Source organism: Rickettsia massiliae MTU5, from assembly GCF_000016625.1.
Lineage (GTDB): Bacteria > Pseudomonadota > Alphaproteobacteria > Rickettsiales > Rickettsiaceae > Rickettsia > Rickettsia rickettsii.
On record NC_009900.1, the window covers coordinates 169,791 to 192,333 of the forward strand.

Consider the following 22,543-nt stretch of genomic DNA (forward strand, 5'->3'; position numbering starts at 1 on the left):
ACTAGTCTATCTACTTTTTATTTACTTGGAGTATATGGTTAATCTGAAAATAGTTCTTGTTATAATAGTTTTAACATCAAGTAACGTTGTTCTAGCACAAGAAAATAGTAAGTCTTTAAAAGTAGCAGATCAAGAAGAGAATGAATTTACGGAAATAAATTCTGTTCCTTTAAAAGTAAGTGAAGCCGCCCGTTATAGCTTTGCCGATATAGTTGAACCGTTAATTCCTGCAGTCGTTAATATTTCAACAATAGAATATGTTAATAGTAAATCGGAAAATGCCGAGAAGGATCCTCTGCAAGAAAAAGTTAATGATTTTTTAGAAAAGCTTAATATACCGCTGAATTTGGAAGAGATCAATCAAACTCCGAAAAGTGTTCCGCTTGGTTCAGGATTTATTATTGAACCTAACGGCTTAATAGTGACAAACTATCATGTAATTGCAAATGTTGATAAAATTAATATAAAACTTGCAGATAATACCGAATTATCGGCTAAATTAATAGGTAACGATACTAAAACCGATTTAGCTCTCTTAAAAATAGATAGCGAGGAACCTCTACCTTTTGTTGAGTTTGGAGATTCAAATGATGCAAGAGTAGGAGATTGGGTTATTGCGATCGGTAATCCGTTTGGTAATCTAGGCGGTACGGTGACAAGCGGTATTATTTCTTCTAAAGGGCGGGATATTGATATAGATACGGACAATATAGTCGATAATTTTATTCAAACGGATGCTGCAATTAATAACGGTAACTCCGGTGGCCCTATGTTTAATTTGGATCAGAAAGTAATCGGCGTAAATACGGCAATTTTTTCACCGCTCGGTACTAATATAGGTATCGGTTTTGCAATACCGTCAAATACTGCAAAGCCTATAATCGAACGTCTTAAGAAAGATGGAAAAGTAAGTAGAGGACGCCTTGGCGTAACAATACAAGATTTAACCGAGGAAATGTCTGAAGGGCTAGGGCTTAAAGATACTAGGGGGGTGTTAGTAGCTAAAGTACAAGAAGACGGTCCAGGTGATAAAGCGGGAATTAAAACAGGTGATATAATAATAGAGTTTGCAGATATACCGGTTAAAAATACTAAAAAATTACGTGTAATTATTGCAGATGCTCCTATTGATCAGGCAGTAAAAGTAAAAATACTGCGCGATAAAAAGGAGCTTGAATTACCTATTAAAATTACTTCGGATAATGAAGAGGTTACCAAAGATTCTACAGAAGAGACCAATAAGACAGACATAACAAATAAAGAAGAAAACAATTTATCTATTACTAAAAATAATATTACTTTTGGTAATTTGACTGAAGAACTAAGACAAAAATATACTATTCCTCAAGATAAAATGGGAATAGTTATAACCAATATTGATGAAGAAGAAAGTAGCTTCAAAATTGGCGATCTGATAACCAATATTAATCAGGAAAGCATAGACGATATAAGTAAGCTAGAAGAATTATATGAAAATGCTAAAAAATCAGATAAGCAAAATATTTTGCTCCTGATTGAAAGGGGTAGTAGTAATATGTTTGTACCATTGCAGGTTATGTAAGACATAGAATGTAAAAATAATACCTAAATAATTTATGAATGAAAAAATAGCAATTTTAAGTGCATATAGTTTTGTTAATATAGAAGAACCGGCGAATTTGATACCGAAACTTTTGCTTATCGGTAAAAGAAAATATGTTAGAGGTACTATTTTATTAGCTAATGAAGGCTTTAACGGTTCTTTTTCAGGTTCATATGAAAATGTAAATCTTGTACTTGAAGAATTGATAAAGCTGACCGGTCCCAAAGATGTTAACGTTAAAATAAATTATAGTGATGTTCATCCTTTTCAGAAATTGAAAGTCAGACTTAAGAAAGAGATCGTAGCAATGAACGTTGATGATTTAAATGTTGATTTGTTTAAAGGCGAATATATAGAGCCGAAAGATTGGGATGAATTTATCACAAAACAAGATGTTATAGTAATAGATACTCGAAATGATTATGAAGTAGAGGTCGGTACATTTAAATCAGCAATTAATCCTAATACCAAAACATTTAAACAATTTCCTGCTTGGGTTCAGCAGAATCAAGAATTGCTCAAAGGTAAGAAAATTGCTATGGTTTGTACAGGTGGTATCAGGTGTGAAAAATCCACCAGCTTACTTAAAAGCATAGGTTATGATGAGGTATATCATTTAAAGGGTGGAATACTGCAATATCTAGAAGATACACAAAACAAGAACAATTTATGGCAAGGTGAATGTTTTGTTTTCGATGATAGGAGAGCAGTGACAGATGATTTATCGCCCGTAGAAAGACATTGGTTGCAGAGATAGATGTCGTTGACCGATTGAAACGTGTAGTATGTCATTCCCGCGGAAGCGGGAATCCAGCAAAAAGAGAGCTTTTCAGTATATGTGTATTTTTTAATTACTGGATTCCCGCTTCCGCGGGAATGACATAACCCTTTTTTATTTATTAGAAATATATGACTAAAACCAAACAAGAAATTTATAATAAGCGTCCAACTTCGCCGCATTTAACTATATATAAACCGCAAATAAGTTCTACATTATCAATTTTGCATCGTATGACCGGCGTAGCTTTGTTTTTTGTGGTGTCAATCTTGGTGTGGTGGTTGATTCTTAGTAAATATGACAATAATTATTTACAGCTTGCTGAATGCTGTATTATAAAAATATGCTTAGTAGCTGTTAGCTATGCTTGGTTTTATCATTTATGTAATGGCATTCGGCATTTATTTTGGGATATCGGTTACGGTTTTTCTATAAAATTGGTTAATATCACCGGTTGGTGTGTAGTGGTAGGATCTGTATTATTAACGGTATTGTTATGGGTGTAGTAATTAAAAACGTCATTGCGAGGGAGATGCGTAGCATCGACGTGGCAATCTCAGAAATAATAACAAATACCTGAGATTGCGGACGTACAAATTACTTTGTAATTTTCCTCGCAATGACGAAAAGCTAAAACAAATAATAGAGAAAATTAATGGTATATGATTTTAAAGCAGCAATTGTAAAAGCAAAAAATAGCGGTTCTGCTAAAAGCGGTTCTCATCATTGGTTATTGCAAAGAGTAACGGGGATTATATTAGCTTTATGTTCTGTGTGGCTAATATATTTTACGTTAACCAACAAAAATAATGATATAAATATTATTATGTGGGAGCTTAAAAAGCCTTTTAATGTAGTAGCTTTGTTAATTACGGTGGTTATTTCGTTGTATCATGCGATGCTTGGTATGCGTGTAGTAATTGAGGATTATATAAGTTGTTACAAATTACGTAATACATTGATTATAATAGTGCAATTATTTTGCATTGTGACTATTGTAGCTTTTGTAGTAGCGATATTTTATAAAGGATAAAAATTGTCATACCGCGGCTTGACCGCGGTATCCAGAAAACAATTTATAGCATTATTGTGTATTGAATGACTGGACCCCATGGTCAAGCCATAGGGTGTGACAGAGGTAGACAATTCACGTATCAAAATAGTAAAAAATTAATTTAATGACCAAAGCGTATAATATCATTCATCATCAATTTGACGTAGTAGTTGTAGGTGCAGGTGGAGCAGGTCTGCGTTCTGCATTCGGTATGGCTAAAGAAGGGCTAAATACCGCTTGTATAACTAAGCTGTTCCCAACCCGTAGTCATACTGTGGCTGCTCAGGGCGGAATTAGTGCGGCTCTTGGGAATATGGGCGAAGATGATTGGCGTTGGCATATGTATGATACGGTAAAAGGTTCTGATTGGTTAGGCGATCAGGATGCCATTGAGTATATGTGCAAAAACGCTCCCGATGCGATTTTAGAGCTAGAGCATTACGGCGTACCTTTCTCAAGAACTGAAGAGGGAAAAATTTATCAGCGTCCTTTTGGAGGAATGACAACAGAGTACGGCAAAGGAAAAGCAGCTCAGCGTACATGCGCTGCGGCAGATCGTACGGGGCATGCCATACTTCATACTTTATATCAACAGTCACTAAAACATAAAGTACAGTTTTTCGTTGAGTATTTTGCTATTGATTTATTGATGGAAGATGGTGAATGTAGAGGCGTAGTTGCGTGGAATTTAGATGACGGTAGTCTGCATTGTTTTAGAGCTCATAATGTAGTGCTTGCAACGGGCGGATACGGGCGTGCTTATTTTTCGGCAACGTCTGCTCATACTTGTACGGGTGATGGGGGTGGCATGGCGATTAGAGCCGGTCTTCCAATGCAAGATATGGAATTTGTACAGTTCCATCCGACAGGTATATATTCGGCGGGCTGTCTTATTACCGAGGGGGCAAGAGGCGAAGGGGGATATCTCGTTAATGCAAACGGTGAGCGTTTTATGGAGCGTTATGCTCCTGCTGCAAAGGATTTAGCTTCAAGAGATGTAGTTTCAAGAGCAATGACTATAGAAATCAGAGAGGGGCGAGGAGTCGGCGAGCATAAAGATCATGTATTTTTACATTTAAATCATTTATCGCCTGAGATTTTACATAGTCGTTTGCCCGGTATCTCTGAGACGGCTAAAATTTTTGCCGGTGTTGACGTGACTCAAGAGCCGATACCGGTACTTCCTACGGTACATTATAATATGGGCGGGATACCGACGAATTATCACGGTCAAGTCATAATCAAAGACGGTAAAAATCATAATAGCGTAGTAAAAGGGCTTATGGCAATCGGTGAAGCGGCTTGCGTATCGGTACACGGTGCTAACCGATTAGGATCAAATTCTTTGCTTGATTTAGTAGTATTTGGTAGAAGTTCTGCATTAAAAGCAGCCGAGCTTATTAAGCCTGCGAGTCCCCACAAGTCTATAAACGAAGAAAGCCTTGAAAAAATTATAAATAGATTTGATAAAGTCCGTCACGCTAACGGTAATATTTTAGTTGCAGAGTTAAGGCTTAAAATGCAAAGAACTATGCAAAGCCATGCTGCGGTATTTAGAACTCAAGAGGTACTAGATGAAGGAGTAGGAATGATTAGTGAAATAAGAAGCGGCTATAAAGATATAAAAATTAACGATAAATCTTTAATTTGGAATAGCGATTTAGTGGAAGCCTTAGAGCTAGATAATCTACTTGATCAAGCTTTAGTAACGGTATATTCGGCAGCTGCAAGAAAAGAAAGCAGAGGAGCTCATGCACGTGAAGATTATCCTGATCGTAATGATGGGGATTGGATGAAGCATACTCTTAGTTCTATCGATGAAGCAGGTAAAGTAGTTCTTGATTATAAACCTGTGACTTTAACTACTTTAACCGATGAAGTAACAGCAGTCCCGCCGGCGAAGAGAGTGTACTGATTAATGTTCTGATGTCATTCCTGCGAAAGCAGGAATCTAGAAACCTTTAGTGTCATCCCGCGATTTAATCGCGGAATGACAAGAAAAAAATATATATAAAATATGTTTGAGTATTTAATAAAATTCTATCCAAAAATCTTTTTTATTGTAGAGGGAACTTTGGTAACTTTAAAATATAGTGTTATTGCCGTTATATTCGGTTTAGTAATAGGGATGCTGCTCGCTATTTGTAAGGTAAATAAAAATCGTGCTTTAAGGCTTTTTGCAAATTTCTATACTTCTATTTTCAGAGGAACGCCTTTATTAATTCAATTAAGTATTATTTATTTTGCTTCACCTTATATCATAGGCGTTAAATTTAGTGTGTTTATGGCGGGAGCTATTTCTTTTTCTCTTAATTCGGGAGCATATGTTTCCGAAGTAATCAGGGCAGGGATTAATACAGTTGATAAAGGGCAGTTTGAAGCGGCTGAAGCTCTTGCTATTCCAAAGTTTTTAATAACGAAAGATATAATTCTGCCGCAAGCAGTTAAAAATATTTTTCCGTCATTAGTAAATGAGCTTGTAAATTTGATTAAAGAATCAGCCATTATTTCTATGCTTGGAGAAATGGATTTAATGCGTAGAGCACAAATTGTATCAATTGAAACATATAATTATTTTTTTCCAATGCTTATTGCTGCGTGCTGTTACTATATTTTAGTGATGTTAATCAGCTTTATAGCAAAAATAATTGAGAAAAAAATGATTGTTAATTAAAACATACTTGCTTTTATGGAAAAAGTAATTATAATTTAAATTTAGTGTAATTTACAAGTTCTTAATAATTTGTATTTAGAAATGATTGAAAATAAAGGGTGGAAGTATTTTCCACCCTTTAATTATCGTATATATAAGTTTTTTTGGAGTATTTTTTTAATGCCGACATATAATCAATTAGTACGTTTTGGGAGAAAGTCAAAAACTCGTAAGACCAAATCTCCTGCCTTAGAATCTAATCCTTTTAAAAGTGGTGTTTGCATAGTTGTAAAAACCGTTACCCCTAAAAAGCCTAACTCTGCACTTCGTAAGATTGCAACGGTGCGTTTAAGTAATAAAAGAACCGTAAATGCATATATTCCTGGTGAAAAGCATAGTGTAAAGGAACATGATAGGGTGTTAGTAAGAGGCGGGCAGGTTCCTGATCTGCCGGGGGTGAAATATCATATCGTACTCGGTGCTTATGATATTGCCGGAGTTAAAGGACGTAAGCAAGGTCGGTCACGTTACGGTGCGCCTCGTAAACAAGTTGCAGTTACAAAAAAATAAATTATTAGTTAGAGAGAAAAAATAAAATGTCACGTCGTCATGCCGCGGAAAAGCGAGTAATTTTACCTGATATGAAATATAACAGTATTGTACTGTCAAGATTTATCAATAATATTATGAAAGAAGGGAAGAAAGCCCTTGCAGAGAAAATTGTTTATTCAGCCTTTAATAAAATTGAAAAGAAGTATAGAGTTGATCCGTATCAAACCTTTAATAATGCTATGCATAACGTGAAGCCGCATTTAGAAGTAACTTCGGTTAGGGTTGGAGGAGCTAATTATCAAGTTCCGACGCATGTTGATGAAAGAAGAGGATATGCCCTTGCTAGCCGTTGGATTATTAATGCTGCGTCAAAACGTTCTGAAAAAATGATGATTGATAAACTTGCTGAAGAGCTGTTTGAAGCTTCTAATAATAGAGGCGTTGCCATTAAGAAGAAAGAAGATACTCATAAAATGGCCGAAGCTAATAAAGCTTTCTCTCATTTTAGCCCTAAAAAAATGAAATAAGGTAGGGTAATAATGAGTAAAATAAATAAACTTGAGCATATTCGTAATATCGGTATATGTGCTCACATTGATGCCGGTAAAACCACAACTACCGAACGTATTTTATATTATACCGGTAAATCGCATAAAATAGGTGAAGTTCATGAGGGCGGTGCTACCATGGATTGGATGGAACAAGAACAAGAACGCGGTATAACCATTACCTCAGCTGCTACTACTTGTAGATGGCAAGATAAAATAATTAATATTATCGATACTCCTGGACACGTTGACTTTACTATCGAAGTAGAGCGTTCGCTTCGTGTTCTTGACGGTGCGGTTGCAGTATTTGACGGTGTAGCAGGTGTTGAACCGCAGTCAGAAACGGTTTGGAGACAAGCAGATAAATATAATGTTCCTAGAATGTGTTTTGTCAATAAAATGGACAGAATGGGAGCAGATTTTTATAGATGCGTTGAAATGCTCAAAGATCGTTTAGGAGCAAAACCGCTTGTTATTCAGTTGCCTGTAGGGATTGAAGAAAATTTTAAAGGTATAATTGATCTTGTTAAAATGAAAGTAGTGATTTGGAAAGATGAATCACTTGGAGCTGAGTATTTTGAAGAAGATATACCTGCTGATATGAAAGATAAAGCTGAAGAATATCGTGCTAAATTACTTGATATGGTTGTTGAGTTAGATGATCATGTGATGGAAAAATATTTATCAGGTGAAGAAGTAACAGCAGAAGAGATTAAAAGATTAATCAGAAAAGGTACTATTTCAGCAGCATTTTATCCGGTTTTATGCGGTAGTGCTTTTAAAAATAAAGGGGTACAGCCTTTACTTGATGCCGTAGTAGATTTCCTACCTTCGCCTACTGATATAGGTATAGTAAAAGGTATGGAAGTAAGTACCGGTGAAGAAAAAGATTTCCCTATTTCGGTAACTGAGCCTTTTGCAGCTTTAGCATTTAAAATTATGAATGACCCGTTTGTCGGTTCATTAACTTTTATTAGAATATATTCAGGTAAAATTACTTCAGGAACAACTGTTATTAATACCGTAAAGAATAAAAGAGAAAAAATCGGTAGAATGCTATTAATGCATTCTAATAATCGTGAAGACGTAAAAGAAGCATCAGCAGGTGATATAGTAGCTTTAGCAGGTCTTAAAGATACTACCACAGGTGATACGTTATCCGATATTGATCAGCCAGTAATCTTAGAAAGAATGGAATTTCCAGAGCCGGTAATTGAGCTGGCGGTAGAACCTAAATCAACAGCCGATCAAGAAAAAATGGGTCTCGCACTTTCTCGTTTAGCAGCTGAAGATCCATCATTTAGAGTGTCCACTGATCATGAAACAGGACAAACAGTGATAAAAGGAATGGGAGAACTCCATTTAGAAATTATCATTGATCGTATGAGAAGAGAGTTTAAGGTCGAAGCAAATATTGGAGCTCCTCAAGTAGCATATCGTGAAACTATAACAAAAGCTTGTGAAATTGATTATACCCATAAGAAACAATCCGGCGGTGCAGGACAATTTGCTCGTGTAAAAATTATTTTTGAGCCTCTAAAAGATGTAAAAGATCTAAAAGATGAAGATAAAATTTTTGTCTTTGAAAGTAAAATCATCGGCGGTGCCGTGCCTAAAGAATATATACCAGGTGTTGAAAAAGGATTAAATAATATTAGAGAAACCGGTGTTATTGCCGGTTATCCTATGATTGATTTTAAAGCAACTTTAGTTGACGGTGCGTTTCATGATGTAGATTCTAGTGTACTTGCGTTTGAAATTGCTGCAAAGGCAGCATTTAGAGAAGGGATGCCGAAAGGTAATCCTAAATTACTTGAGCCGATTATGCAAGTTGAAGTTATCACTCCTGATGAATATATGGGTGATATTATAGGCGATTTAAATAGTCGTAGAGGGCAAATTCAAAGCATGGATCCAAGAGGAAATGCTCAAGTAGTTACTGCGAATGTTCCTTTAGCGGAAATGTTTGGTTATGTTAATACGCTTAGGTCTTTATCTCAAGGTAGAGCTCAGTTTAGTATGATATTCTCTCATTATGATCAAGTGCCGAGTCAAGTAGCTGATATTATTAAAGCTAAAAAATAATTTAGGGGTAGAGATGTCACGTCTTACAGAAATAAATGTTGTTTTGCCGTGGCAGCTTATAAATTAGAAGTACTGTTTATTATAGTAATTTTTTAATAATAACAAATATTTTTAATAAATTTTTATTGATTTTTTATTAAAAATATGATAGGAGTGTAGCTCAATTGGTAGAGCGCCGGTCTCCAAAACCGGAGGTTGCGGGTTCGATGCCTGTCGCTCCTGCCATTATAGGCTTAGAGCTTTTTTGCTATAAAATATAGAATTTTTGCAAAATTTGCTTATAGAGAGAAATTTGAAAGAGGTACTTCACCTTGAATCGCAGCGTACATACTAGTATATGAGAATTCCAGTGCTGGATCATCGTCTCAATTGCCTCTAGAAGTAGAATTTTGTAAGAAGTCTAATAAATTACCTAACAAAAATATGTTTAAAGAATATAAAATTTATAAGTTTTTTGAACAAGTTAAACAAGAAACTTATAAGGTAGTTTGGCCAACTAGAAAAGAGCTTGTTGCTTCAACATTAGTAGTGGTAGTAGCAGTTTTTATTTTTAGCCTAATTTGTTTGGTACTTGATTATAGTATACATAACATAATGCAGCTTTTGCTTAATATCGGCAAATAGTATAAGGAATAAATTGTGACAGAACAGAGTATAGATAATATATCGCCTTCTTCTGAAAAAAATGTGAAGCAGTGGTATGTAGTACATACGGCATCAGGAGCAGAGAAACGCATTAAAGAAGATATGCTTAGAAAAATCGCTAAACAGAAAATGACGGATTTTTTTGAAGATATATTAATACCTGTTTTTGGAGTTTCTGAAGTTAAACGCGGTAAAAATGTCAAGGTAGAAAAAAAACTAATGCCGAGTTATATCTTGATAAAGATGAATATGACTGATAAATCTTGGCATTTAGTAAAAAATATATCTGGAGTAACCGGCTTTTTAGGAAGCAAAACCACGCCAAAAGCTCTTACAGAAAGTGAAATACAAAATATTTTTAATAATTTGGAAGCAGAAGCTAAAGAAGCAAAGAATTCTAAATTGTATGAAGTTGGTGAAATAGTGACTGTTACAGACGGTCCTTTTGAAACTTTTATGGGTACAGTAGAAGAAATAGATCAAGAAAAAAATAGGTTAAAAGTTTCAGTTGCAATATTTGGTAAAGCAACTCCAATAGAACTAAATTTTAATCAAGTAAAGAAAAATGATTAAAGGTTGGACTAAATACGGTTTATAAATTAACTTAAGCTGTATTGTACGAATGTTCAGGATGTCATTGTTGCGGGATAATGCGTCGTCATTGCAAGCAGACGTAGGCTGCGTGGCAATCTAGAAGAAATAATAAAAAACTTCTGATTTACAGAATTTTTTTTCTTCCTTGTTTTGTCAAAACTTACAGCTTTTCCTCGCAATGATGGGAAACAAGATCCATGCAATTGTTACAAAGTAATATTAATTTAAGAGAAAAATAAGGATATTTATAAATGTCTCAGAAAGCAATAAAAGGTTATATTAACTTGATAATCCCGGCTACCGGAGCCACTCCTGCACCTCCTATAGGACCGGCCCTAGGACAAAGAAAAGTTAATATTGCAGCATTTTGTAAAGATTTTAATGATGCTACGCAAGGTATGGAAAAAGGAATACCTCTACCAACCGTAATTACCGTTTATGAAGATAGTAGTTTTTCTTTTAAAATAAAAACTCCTCCTGCTTCTTACTTTTTAAAGAAGTATGCTAAAATTACTAAAGGTTCTAGTGCTACTAAAAAAGAAGCCGTAGTAGGTAAAGTTACTATGGATGATTGTTGTGAAATTGCAAAGTTAAAAATGCCTGATTTAAATACAAAAAATATTGAAGCAGCAACAAAAATTATTTGTGGTAGTGCTGCATCTATGGGACTTGAAGTAGTAGGGAATTAATTATTATGTCAAATAAGAAAGATGTTGCTGTAAAAATTAGCGGCGGTAAAAAAATAAGAGAAGCTAGAGAAAAAGTAAAATCAGATACTTTATATAATTTAACAAATGCAGTTGAACGATTAAAATCAGCATCATATGTTAAATTTGATCCAACCTTAGAAATAGTTATGAAGCTTGGAATTGATCCTAGGCATTCCGATCAAATGGTACGTGGTGTAGTTAATTTACCTGCCGGTACAGGCAAAAACGTAAGAGTTGCCGTTATTTGTAAAGAAGAAAGAGAAGAAGAAGCTAAAAGTGTCGGAGCAGATTTAGTAGGTTCAACAAATATTATTGATGAAATTAAAGCAGGGAAAATTAATTTCGATGTATGTATAGCTACTCCCGATATGATGGCAGCTATAGGTTCAGTTGCAAGAATTTTAGGACCAAAAGGTTTAATGCCTAACCCTAAACTTGGTACCGTAACTTTAGATATTAAAAATGCTATTAAAAATGCTAAAAGCGGTCAGGTAGAATATAGAGCAGAGAAAGCAGGTATAATTCATGCAGGGCTTGGAAAATTATCTTTTTCAGACCAAGATTTATTAAAAAATTTAAATGCATTTATTGGGGCAGTAATTAAAGCAAAACCTGCCGAATTAAAAGGAAGTTATTTAAAAGCAATGTATTTATCTTCTACTATGGGAGCATCGGTACAAATAGATTTAACTAGTATAGCATAATTTTTATAGCCGTTTAACGGTAGTATAGTAATAATAAAAAAATTTTGTTATTTTAAGCATTTGTATCAGTTTAAATATATTAAACTGTATTATAAAAGGAGAATTAAAAGGTGTTAAGATCAGAAAAACCGGTAGCAGTAGAGGATATTGTAAATATTTATAAAGAATCGCCCTCTATAATTATTACTCATTATCACGGGTTAACCGTTAGTCAAGTGAGTTCGCTTAGAGAATCACTTAAATCTAAAGAAGCAGGTTTTAAAGTAGTTAAAAATACTTTAGCAAAAATAGCTGCAAATCAAACAGGGCTTGATAGTATTGCTAATTTATTTGCGGGTCCTACTGCTATTGTTTATTCTAAAGAACCGGTTGAGATGGCAAAATTAGTAGTTAATTTTGCTAAGGCTAATGATAATCTTAAGATTATCGGTGGAATAGTCGATAATCACGTATTAGATGAACATTCAATAAAAGAACTTTCTAAGCTACCTGCACTTAATGAGCTTAGGGGTAAAATTGTTGGGTTATTACAAGCACCGGCTACTAAGGTTGTAGGTGTTTTACAAGCCCCGTCTTCGAGTATGGCGAGAGTAATACAAGCACATGCTAGTAAAAATTAACTTAAAGGTTACTGCATCAGGTATTTTAATTGATAATTAAAGAGCTTTTATAGTGAAAATTAATAAGGTTTGTTATAGAATATTATTCTTATTTTAAAAAAGTCTTATAAATTTGAAGCAAAAAAGAATTTAATTAACTTAAAATACCTGATGCAGTAATCTCTCAATATAAAAAAAGTAAAAAGGAAAAAATTATGGCAGATTTAGCTAAAATTGAAGAACAATTATCATCATTAACATTAATGCAAGCAGCTGAGCTTGTGAAAATGCTAGAAGAAAAATGGGGTGTATCTGCAGCAGCTCCTGTAGCTGTAGCAGCTGCCGGTGCTGCAGCTCCTGCGGCTGAAACAGTAGCTGAAAAAACTGAGTTTGAAGTAGTTTTAACAGCTGCCGGTGACAAGAAAGTTGAAGTAATTAAAGTTGTGAAAGATATCACAGGTCTTGGTTTAATTGAAGCTAAGAAATTAGTTGATGAAGCTCCAAAGCCGATTAAAAGCAATATGAAAAAAGCAGAAGCAGACGAAATCAAAGGTAAGTTAGAAGCTGCCGGAGCAAAAGTTGAATTAAAATAATTTGTTTTTATTCCAAGAAAAATCTTATAATTTTCAATCAAAAACAACTAAGTATAGATTAATTTTTTACAGGACCTAATGTTTTGCAGCAATATTTTATAGCTTTAAATTAACTTCTTAAAATCAAAAAAGCCTTATTTTAGTAATTAAATTTGAATAAGGCTTTTTTGTTTAAAAATTATTTTAAAGCTAATTTAAGTTATTGTTTTGAAATAGGATAAAGCTATTACATTAAACATCTTATTGATTAAAATAATTTTGTTAACGTACTACCATTCGTCTAGAAATTTAAATTATTGAAAATTTCTAGGTTCTGTGAACATTTATAATTGATTTTTAGTGAAAATTAATGAGATTTTTGAAGAAATAGCTACCTTTTTTTAAAAAAATAATATTATTATAATTTGTTGCAACAAACAAATAACCAAAATCAAATCTTTTTGGAAATGTTCGTAGAGCCTACAAGATCTAAATAAGAAACTTACTAGGTTTCTTTAATTTAAGTTCTATGTAAAAAATTTTAAAACAGTAAATTTTATTTTACTGCAAATTATAAGCATTTTATTGAAATAGGTATCTATTTCAATAAAAACTTTATTGTTTAAAATATAAATAATTTAAATTTTATATACAGAACCTAGGTTCTGAACACTTTTGATTCATGATTATAATTAGGAGATATTTTTAAGCAAAAATTAATAAGATTTTTGAGAGGAGAGTTTATTACTATTTCAAAAAAATCTTATGATTTACAGCTAAAAAGAGCCATAATTATAATCATTCTATTAAAAGTGCATAGGACCTAATCACTGCAATACGGGCAGTAATTTTATCAGTCAGGAGATTATATGGTTTCATTAAGGGATAATATAGAAGCACAACCCTTGTCACATAATAGAAGAATAAGAAAAAATTTCGGTCACATAAATTTAGTAGCAGATATACCGAATTTGATTGAAATTCAAAAAAATTCATATGAGAAAAACTTTCTACAGTTAAATATTAAAGATTCTGAAAGAAAAAACAAAGGTTTACAATCTATATTAAACTCAATTTTTCCTATTTCAGATTCCTCCAATATTGCTAATTTAGAATTTGTAAAATATGAATTCGATACTCCAAAATATGATGTAGAAGAGTGCAGTCAAAGAAGTTTAAGTTATGCTGCTCCTCTTAAAGTGACTTTAAGATTAAGTATTTGGGATATAGATGAGGATACCGGTACTAGAGAAATTAAAGGGATTAAAGAGCAAGAAGTATATATGGGTGATATCCCATTAATGACTAAAAACGGTACTTTTATTATCAACGGTACGGAAAGAGTAGTTGTCTCACAAATGCATCGCTCACCTGGTGTATTCTTTTATCATGATGAAGGAAAAGTCCACTCTTCCGGCAAGCTTTTATATTCTGCTCGTGTTATTCCATATAGAGGGTCTTGGCTTGATTTAGAATTCGACGCTAAGGATGTTATTTATTTCAGGATTGATAGAAAAAGAAAGCTTTATATTACTACTTTGCTTAGAGCTATAGGTATGAGTACTGAAGAAATTATAAAATTTTATTATAATTCAGTAACTTATAAGCTTGTTAAAAATAAAGGTTGGGCGGTTAAATTTATACCTCAGCATATTACTGCGCATCGTTTAACAAGTGATTTAGTAGATGCAGATACCGGAAATATTCTACTGAAAGCAGGACAAAAAATTACTCCGCGTTTGGCTAAAAAATATTTTGGGGAAGGGCTTAATAATATTTTAGTAGCTCATGAAACTTTAATCGGCAAATATCTATCCGAAGATTTAAGAGATCCTACAAGCGATGAAGTATTAGCAAAAATCGGTGAAATGATTACTGCTGATATGCTAAATGTAATTAATGCTCTTAAAATTAAAAATGTTAACGTATTAGTAATCAATCCTCAATCCGGTCCATATATAAGGAACACCTTATTTGCTGATAAAAATCAGGATCGTGAGGCAGCATTATGTGATATTTTTAGAGTGCTAAGACCAGGCGAACCTGCTAATATCGAAGCGGCTGAAAGCCTGTTTTATAATTTATTCTTTGATGTGGAAAGATATGATCTTTCAGAAGTCGGGCGAATAAAAATGAATTCTAGGTTAGAGCTGAATATTTCTGAAGAAGTTACGGTTTTAACAATTGATGATATTAAAAATATCGTAAGAGTTTTAGTAGAGCTTAAAGACGGTAAAGGTATCATAGACGATATTGATCATTTAGGTAATAGAAGGGTTAGATCGGTAGGTGAATTGATAGAAAATCAATTTAGAATAGGTTTAGTCCGAATGGAAAAATCTGTAATTGAAAGGATGTCGGCAGGTGATGTTGATACCGTAATGCCTCATGATTTAGTAAATTCTAAAATTTTAGTTTCAGTAGTAAAAGAATTTTTTAATACCTCCCAATTATCCCAATTTATGGATCAAACAAATCCATTATCGGAAATAACTCATAAAAGAAGGCTGTCGGCACTCGGTCCCGGAGGTCTTAGTCGAGATCGAGCAGGTTTTGAGGTGCGTGACGTACATCCGACTCATTATGGTCGCATTTGTCCTATTGAAACACCTGAAGGTCAGAATATCGGGTTAATTAACTCTATGGCTACTTATGCTAGAATAAATAAACACGGTTTTATAGAGAGTCCGTATAGAAGAGTTAAAGATGGATGTGTAACCGATGAAGTGGTATATCTTTCTGCTATTGAAGAAGGTAAATACAAAATCGGACAAGCAAATTCTAAAGTTAATAAAGACGGAAAGCTGCAAGGAGAGTTTATTAATTGCCGTGTTGAAGGCGGTAATTTTGTAATGGTAGAACCGTATGAGGTAGACTTCATTGATGTGACTCCTATGCAGGTAGTATCGGTTGCGGCTTCTCTTATACCGTTCTTAGAAAACGATGATGCTAACCGTGCTTTGATGGGTTCAAACATGCAAAGACAAGCCGTTCCTTTAATTAAAACGGATGCACCTTTTGTAGGTACCGGAGTTGAAGGGGTAGTAGCTAAAGATTCCGGCGCGTCAGTGCTTGCATTACATGACGGTATTGTTGAGCAGGTAGATTCAAATAGAATCGTGATTAGAACTCTAGAACAAAAAGTTGACGGTTCTCCTTCGGTTGATATTTATAACTTACTAAAATTCCAAAAATCCAATCATAATACTTGTATAAATCAAAAGCCTTTAGTTAAGGTCGGTCATTACGTTAAGAAAAACGATATTATAGCTGACGGTCCTAGTACGGATAACGGTGAAATTGCTTTAGGTAGGAACGTGCTTGTGGCTTTCTTACCTTGGAACGGTTATAATTTTGAAGATTCAATTTTAATATCCGAACGTATAGTAAAAGAGGATGTATTTACATCTATTCATATTGAAGAGTTTGAAGTAATAGCTAGAGATACACGCCTTGGTCCTGAAGAAATTACCCGTGATATACCGAATGTAAGTGAAGAAGCGTTGCGTCATCTTGATGAGGTCGGAATAATTTATATAGGTGCAGAAGTAAAAGCCGGTGATATTTTAGTCGGAAAAGTAACACCGAAAAGTGAATCGCCTATTACTCCTGAAGAGAAGCTACTACGTGCTATTTTCGGGGAAAAAGCTTTTGACGTAAAAGATTCATCGCTGCATGTACCTTCCGGAGTTAGCGGAACTGTAGTAGAAGTAAGGGTATTTTCTCGTAGAGGTGTAGAAAAAGACCAGCGAGCTATTGCTATTGAAAAACAACAAATTGAAAAATTAGCAAAAGACAGAGACGATGAATTAGAAATTATTGAGCATTTTGTGTTTAGTTGGCTTGAAAAGCTTTTAGTAGGGCAGGTGATTATTAACGGTCCTAAGCAAGTAAAAGTAGGACAAACTATTACTACTGAAATGCTAAAAGGCTTATCTAAAGGGCAATTTTGGCAGATTACCGTGGAAGATGCAAATGTAATGAATGAAATAGAGCAGATAAAGACTCATTATGATGAGAAAAAAGAGGCTCTTGATAAAAGATTTGCTACTAAGGTAGAGAAATTGCAAAGTGGTGATGATTTACCTCAGGGAGCTTTAAAAGTAGTAAAAGTATTTATTGCAACTAAGCATAAATTACAACCCGGGGATAAGATGGCAGGAAGACACGGAAATAAAGGTGTTATTTCACGTATCGTACCTGAAGAGGATATGCCGTTTTTAGAAGATGGAACTGTGGTAGATATCGTTCTTAATCCTCTAGGTCTTCCGTCCCGTATGAATATAGGACAGATTTTAGAAACGCATCTTGGGTGGGCATCAATAAATTTAGCAAAAAAAATATCTACCTTAGTAAAGGAATATAAAAATAAACATATAGGTATTGAGCAGATTAAGAAATTCTTAATTGAACTGTATGGAGAAAATATTAATTCTATACTTGAAAGACCGGAAGAAGAGATTATCTCTTTTTGTAAGAAAGTAAGTAAAGGCGTACATTTTGCAACTCCTGTATTTGACGGAGCAAAAGTTCAGGACGTCAAAGATATGCTAAAGCTTGCCGGTCAAGACCCTTCAGGACAAGTGAAATTAATTGACGGTAGAACCGGTGAATATTTTGACCGTCTAGTAACCGTTGGACAGAAATATTTGCTGAAATTGCATCATTTAGTCGATAATAAAATTCATTCCCGTTCTATAGGACCTTATAGCTTAGTAACGCAGCAACCGCTTGGAGGTAAGTCTCATTTCGGCGGACAGCGTTTCGGGGAAATGGAATGTTGGGCATTACAAGCTTACGGTGCAGCGTATACGTTACAGGAAATGTTAACGGTTAAGTCGGATGACGTAAACGGTAGGATCAAAACTTATGATTCTATAGTACGCGGTGAAAATAATTTTGAATCAGGCATTCCTGAATCATTTAATGTTATGATAAAAGAATTTAGATCTTTATGTCTTAACGTAAAGCTTGAAGTAACTTCAAGTTAAGAAAGATAGGTCATTTAAACAGATAAAAAACAAGTTTTTTATCTGTTTTACTGGATTCCCGCTTTTGCGGGAATGACATATAGGGTGCAATAAGAACTCTTGGTAGACGAAGGTCAATTTCAAAAAGAGCTAGGAGTTCACAAGGTGAGGAGCGGAGCGTATACTTAATACGTGAGCACTGCAGAACTTGTAGAACGACAACGCCAATTTTTGAAATTCACCGAGTATATACGAGTAATTTTTAAGGAAAAGTATTTTTATGAGCGTAGTAAATTTTTGCGGACAATTAAGTAATACTCAACAATTTGATCAGATAAGGATTAATATAGCAAGTCCCGATCAGGTACGTTCTTGGTCTTTCGGTGAAGTAACAAAACCTGAAACAATTAACTATCGAACTTTTAAACCTGAGAAAGATGGGTTATTTTGTGCAAGAATTTTTGGTCCGGTCAAAGATTATGAATGTCTCTGCGGTAAATATAAGCGGATGAAAAACCGTGGAATTACGTGTGAGAAATGCGGCGTTGAAGTTACGGTTTCTAGAGTAAGACGTGAAAGAATGGGGCATATTGAACTTGCAGCTCCTGTTGCTCATATTTGGTTTTTAAAGTCGCTACCTTCAAGAATTAGTACACTTCTTGATATGACAATGCGAGATATAGAAAAGATTCTTTATTTTGAAAATTATGTAGTAGTTGACCCAGGGCTATCGATTTTACAAAAAGGCGAACTCTTAACAGAGGAAGAATTACAGAAAGCAAAAGATAAGTACGGTGAAGATGCATTTACTGCCTCTATAGGTGCAGAAGTAATACAACAAATGCTTAAAGAGCTTGATTTTTCAAAGTTAAAGCAAGAATTATACGAGGAATTACAAACCACTTCTTCAGAAGTCAAAAAGAAAAAATTAGTAAAGCGTTTAAAATTAGTAGAGGATTTTTTAGAGTCGGAAAACAAGCCGGAATGGATGATTATGGATGTTTTACCGGTTATTCCTCCTGAAATTAGACCGCTTGTTATGCTTGACGGCGGAAGATTTGCTACTTCAGACTTAAATGAACTTTATAGAAGGGTAATTAATAGAAATAATCGTTTAAAGAAATTAATAGAGTCAAAAGCTCCTGATATAATAGTCAGAAACGAAAAAAGAATGTTACAAGAAGCGGTGGATGCGTTATTTGATAACGGTCGTCGCGGTAGAGCAGCGAAAAATGCTAATAAGCGTCCATTTAAGTCATTAAGTGATATGCTTAAAGGTAAGCAGGGGCGTTTCCGTCAGAACTTGCTAGGTAAGAGAGTTGATTACTCAGGACGTTCAGTTATCGTGGTAGGACCTGAGCTTAAACTTCACCAGTGCGGTTTACCTAAAAAAATGGCTCTGGAGTTATTTAAGCCGTTTATTTATTCTAAGCTTGAGTTGTACGGCATCGCTACAACTATTAAAGCCGCTAAAAAAATGGTGGAAGCTGAAAAATCCGAAGTGTGGGATGTGCTTGAAGAGGTAATTAGAGAGCATCCGGTTTTACTTAATAGGGCTCCGACGTTACATAGGCTTGGTATTCAAGCATTTGAACCGCTATTAATTGAAGGTAAAGCAATCCAGCTTCATCCGCTTGTGTGTACTGCGTTCAATGCGGATTTTGATGGTGATCAGATGGCAGTACATATCCCGTTATCGATTGAAGCACAGCTTGAAGCTAGGGTATTTATGATGTCTACGAATAATATCTTAAGCCCCGCAAACGGTCGTCCTATCATTGTACCGGATAAAGATATAGTGCTTGGTTTATATTATCTAACCCTTGCATTTGATAATGAAGTAGGCGCAGGGATGATGTTCTCAGATTTAGCTGAGATGGAACATGCTTTATATAATAAATTTATAACTATTCATACAAAGATAAAATATCGCAGAAATCAGTTAAATGCCGAAGGTAAAATGGTCCCTGTTATCATTGATACTACTTACGGTAGGTTAATGGTTGGTGAGTTATTGCCTTCTAACCCTAATATAGAATTCAAGTTTATTAATAAACAACTAACTAAAAAAGACATATCATTAGTTATAGATTTAGTTTATCGTCACTGCGGTCAAAAAGCTACGGTAATTTTTGCCGATCAGCTAATGAAACTAGGTTTTAAATATGCTTGTTCTTCAGGTATTTCATTTGGAATGGACGATATGGTAGTACCGGAATCTAAGAGTACTCATATCAACGAAACTCAGCTTGAAATACAAGAATTTGAACAACAATATTCAAACGGTTTAATTACTTACGGAGAGAAATATAATAAAGTAGTCGATGCTTGGTCCAGATGTACCGATAGAGTAGCAAACGACATGATGAAAGAGATTGCTACGCCGCCGGTTAATGATGATCCAAATCATCAGAGAATAAATGCTATATATATGATGGCTATTTCCGGAGCAAGAGGTTCTTTCCAGCAAATTAAGCAGCTAGGCGGTATGCGAGGTTTAATGACCAAATCAAACGGTCAAATTATACAAACTCCTATTATCTCTAACTTTAAGGAAGGATTAACTGAATTTGAGTGTTTTAATTCTGCTAACGGAATGCGTAAAGGGCAAATAGATACGGCTTTAAAAACGGCAAGCTCAGGTTACTTAACAAGAAAATTAGTAGATGTTGCACAAGATTGTATTATTACTGAAAAAGATTGTGGAACTGATAAAGGAATTGAAGTTAAGAGTGTTATTGAAGGCGGAGAAGTGATAGTACCTTTAGCTGAAAAGATTTTAGGTCGTACTGCTGCTATTGATATATTTCATCCGGTAACTAATGATCTAATTCTCAATAAAGGCGAGCTTATTAGTGAAGCAAAGTTAGAGCAGATTGAGTCGGCGGGACTCGACAGAATTATGATAAAATCCGTATTAACCTGTGAAAGTACTACCGGTATATGTAGCATATGTTACGGTAGGGATCTTGCTACCGGTACATTAGTATCGGAGGGTGAAGCAATCGGGGTTATTGCTGCTCAATCTATCGGTGAACCGGGTACGCAGCTTACAATGAGAACTTTCCATATCGGAGGAGCGGCAACAAAAGGTGCTGAGGTTTCTTCCGTAGACGCTTCCTATGACGCAAAAGTGAAAATTATAAGCCGTAACGTTGTTATTAATTCCGAAGAACGCAAAATTGTTATGAGCCGAAATTGTGAATTATTATTGCTTGATAATAACGGTAATGAAAAGGCTCGTCATAAAATTCCATACGGTGCTAGATTACTTGTTGATGACGGTGATATGGTGATTAAAACTCAAAAACTAGCAGAGTGGGATCCTTATACTATACCGATTATCACGGAGAAGTCAGGTAAAGTTTTATTCAAAGATATGGTTGAGGGTATTACTATTCGTGACGTAACTGACGAAGCTACCGGAATACCGAGTAAAGTTATTATTGAATCAAAGCAATATTCACGCGGTGCAGAATTACGCCCGCGTATACAGCTTTTAGGTGCTAAAGGTGAAGTTATCACCTTATCAAACGGTTTAGAAGCTAGATATTACTTGCCGGTTGGAGCAGTTTTAAGCGTAGAAGACGGAGTACAAATATCGGTAGGTGATATCATTGCACGTATACCGAAAGAATCAACCACTACTAAAGATATTACCGGTGGTTTACCAAGAGTTGCCGAGCTTGTAGAAGCAAGACGCCCTAAAGATCATGCAGTTATTGCCGAAATTGACGGTAGAGTAGAATTCGGTAAAGACTATAAATCTAAAAGACGTATTATTATACATCCGATTGATGAAACAATGTCTATTGAGTATATGGTACCAAAAGGCAAGCATGTTGTAGTTAACGAAGGTGACTTTGTTAAAAAAGGTGATTTATTGATTGACGGTAATCCGGTACTTCAAGATATTTTAAAAGTAATGGGCGTAGAGGTTCTTGCAAATTATATTGTTAAGGAGGTTCAAGCCGTTTATCGTCTACAAGGTGTAAAGATTGATGATAAGCACATAGAAGTTATTATCCGTCAGATGTTACAAAAAGTAGAGGTTACGGATTCAGGTGGAACTACGTTATTAGCAGGTGAAAAAATAGATAGACATGAATTTGATGAGATAAATGCAAAAGCTATGAAAAACGGTTTAAAACCTGCTGAAGCACAATTAATATTACAAGGTATTACTAAAGCTTCTCTGCAAACTAGATCGTTTATCTCTGCGGCATCATTCCAAGAGACTACTAGAGTTTTAACTGAAGCAGCTATTGCCGGTAAAGTCGATAAGTTGCGAGGACTAAAAGAAAACGTGATAGTTGGACGATTAGTACCTGCCGGAACCGGTTACTTTATGGATAAAATGCGTAAAGCAGCCATAAAGCTTGATGAAGAGAATGTATAAATATACTGAGATAGAACTTGAAAAATTGGCTGTGTCGTCTTTGTAAGTCCTAGGATGCTGAACGTTTAATATACGCTCCGCTCCTCGACTTACAGACT

The 22,543-nt window shown here is 34.8% G+C and carries 17 protein-coding genes and 1 tRNA gene; all 18 read left to right on the plus strand.

What is annotated here, in order from left to right; translation table 11 throughout:
• The first annotated feature begins 34 nt into the window (after window positions 1-34).
• The gene (locus RMA_RS00930; protein ID WP_041404498.1) at window positions 35-1,561 is read left to right on the plus strand and encodes a Do family serine endopeptidase; all 1,527 of its coding nucleotides are present in this window, start codon (window positions 35-37) and stop codon (window positions 1,559-1,561) included.
• Window positions 1,562-1,595: 34 nt separating this feature from the next.
• Window positions 1,596-2,339, plus strand: coding sequence for a rhodanese domain-containing protein (locus RMA_RS00935; protein WP_012152447.1), 744 nt, complete (start codon window positions 1,596-1,598; stop codon window positions 2,337-2,339).
• A gap of 152 nt (window positions 2,340-2,491) precedes the next feature.
• The gene (gene sdhC, locus RMA_RS00940; protein ID WP_012152448.1) at window positions 2,492-2,866 is read left to right on the plus strand and encodes a succinate dehydrogenase, cytochrome b556 subunit; all 375 of its coding nucleotides are present in this window, start codon (window positions 2,492-2,494) and stop codon (window positions 2,864-2,866) included.
• Between the two features lie 149 nt (window positions 2,867-3,015).
• Window positions 3,016-3,393 carry a succinate dehydrogenase, hydrophobic membrane anchor protein gene (gene sdhD, locus RMA_RS00945; protein ID WP_012152449.1) on the plus strand — a complete coding sequence of 126 codons (378 nt, stop codon included), beginning with the start codon at window positions 3,016-3,018 and terminating at the stop codon, window positions 3,391-3,393.
• 145 nt (window positions 3,394-3,538) lie between these two features.
• A complete protein-coding gene (gene sdhA / locus RMA_RS00950; protein ID WP_041404499.1) occupies window positions 3,539-5,329 on the plus strand; it encodes a succinate dehydrogenase flavoprotein subunit in 1,791 nt (596 codons plus the stop codon).
• Between the two features lie 102 nt (window positions 5,330-5,431).
• Window positions 5,432-6,088 (plus strand): amino acid ABC transporter permease, encoded by a 657-nt coding sequence (locus RMA_RS00955; RefSeq protein WP_012152451.1) that lies wholly within the window; start codon window positions 5,432-5,434, stop codon window positions 6,086-6,088.
• A 159-nt stretch (window positions 6,089-6,247) separates the two neighbouring features.
• Window positions 6,248-6,637 carry a 30S ribosomal protein S12 gene (rpsL, locus tag RMA_RS00960; RefSeq protein WP_014365257.1) on the plus strand — a complete coding sequence of 130 codons (390 nt, stop codon included), beginning with the start codon at window positions 6,248-6,250 and terminating at the stop codon, window positions 6,635-6,637.
• A gap of 26 nt (window positions 6,638-6,663) precedes the next feature.
• Complete coding sequence (gene rpsG / locus RMA_RS00965; protein WP_012152453.1) at window positions 6,664-7,146, plus strand: 30S ribosomal protein S7; 483 nt, start codon at window positions 6,664-6,666, stop codon at window positions 7,144-7,146.
• 12 nt (window positions 7,147-7,158) lie between these two features.
• Window positions 7,159-9,252: an elongation factor G gene (gene fusA / locus RMA_RS00970; protein ID WP_041404500.1), complete on the plus strand. Its 2,094-nt coding sequence runs from the start codon at window positions 7,159-7,161 to the stop codon at window positions 9,250-9,252.
• Window positions 9,253-9,401: 149 nt separating this feature from the next.
• Window positions 9,402-9,477, plus strand: a tRNA-Trp gene (locus RMA_RS00975).
• Between the two features lie 198 nt (window positions 9,478-9,675).
• Entirely contained in the window at window positions 9,676-9,876 is a 201-nt protein-coding gene (gene secE / locus RMA_RS00980) for a preprotein translocase subunit SecE (RefSeq protein WP_004996644.1), read from the plus strand.
• 15 nt (window positions 9,877-9,891) lie between these two features.
• Window positions 9,892-10,470 carry a transcription termination/antitermination protein NusG gene (gene nusG / locus RMA_RS00985; protein WP_041404501.1) on the plus strand — a complete coding sequence of 193 codons (579 nt, stop codon included), beginning with the start codon at window positions 9,892-9,894 and terminating at the stop codon, window positions 10,468-10,470.
• A gap of 272 nt (window positions 10,471-10,742) precedes the next feature.
• Window positions 10,743-11,180: a 50S ribosomal protein L11 gene (rplK, locus tag RMA_RS00990; RefSeq protein WP_012152457.1), complete on the plus strand. Its 438-nt coding sequence runs from the start codon at window positions 10,743-10,745 to the stop codon at window positions 11,178-11,180.
• A gap of 5 nt (window positions 11,181-11,185) precedes the next feature.
• Window positions 11,186-11,905 (plus strand): 50S ribosomal protein L1, encoded by a 720-nt coding sequence (rplA, locus tag RMA_RS00995; RefSeq protein ID WP_041404502.1) that lies wholly within the window; start codon window positions 11,186-11,188, stop codon window positions 11,903-11,905.
• Window positions 11,906-12,015: 110 nt separating this feature from the next.
• On the plus strand, window positions 12,016-12,525 hold the full coding sequence (gene rplJ, locus RMA_RS01000) for a 50S ribosomal protein L10 (protein WP_012152459.1): 510 nt from the start codon (window positions 12,016-12,018) through the stop codon (window positions 12,523-12,525).
• Window positions 12,526-12,719: 194 nt separating this feature from the next.
• Window positions 12,720-13,097, plus strand: a complete 378-nt coding sequence (gene rplL / locus RMA_RS01005; protein ID WP_014365261.1) for a 50S ribosomal protein L7/L12 — start codon at window positions 12,720-12,722, stop codon at window positions 13,095-13,097.
• Between the two features lie 848 nt (window positions 13,098-13,945).
• Window positions 13,946-18,067 carry a DNA-directed RNA polymerase subunit beta gene (rpoB, locus tag RMA_RS01010; RefSeq protein ID WP_012152461.1) on the plus strand — a complete coding sequence of 1,374 codons (4,122 nt, stop codon included), beginning with the start codon at window positions 13,946-13,948 and terminating at the stop codon, window positions 18,065-18,067.
• A gap of 259 nt (window positions 18,068-18,326) precedes the next feature.
• Window positions 18,327-22,445: a DNA-directed RNA polymerase subunit beta' gene (rpoC, locus tag RMA_RS01015; protein ID WP_041404503.1), complete on the plus strand. Its 4,119-nt coding sequence runs from the start codon at window positions 18,327-18,329 to the stop codon at window positions 22,443-22,445.
• The last annotated feature ends 98 nt before the right edge of the window (window positions 22,446-22,543 follow it).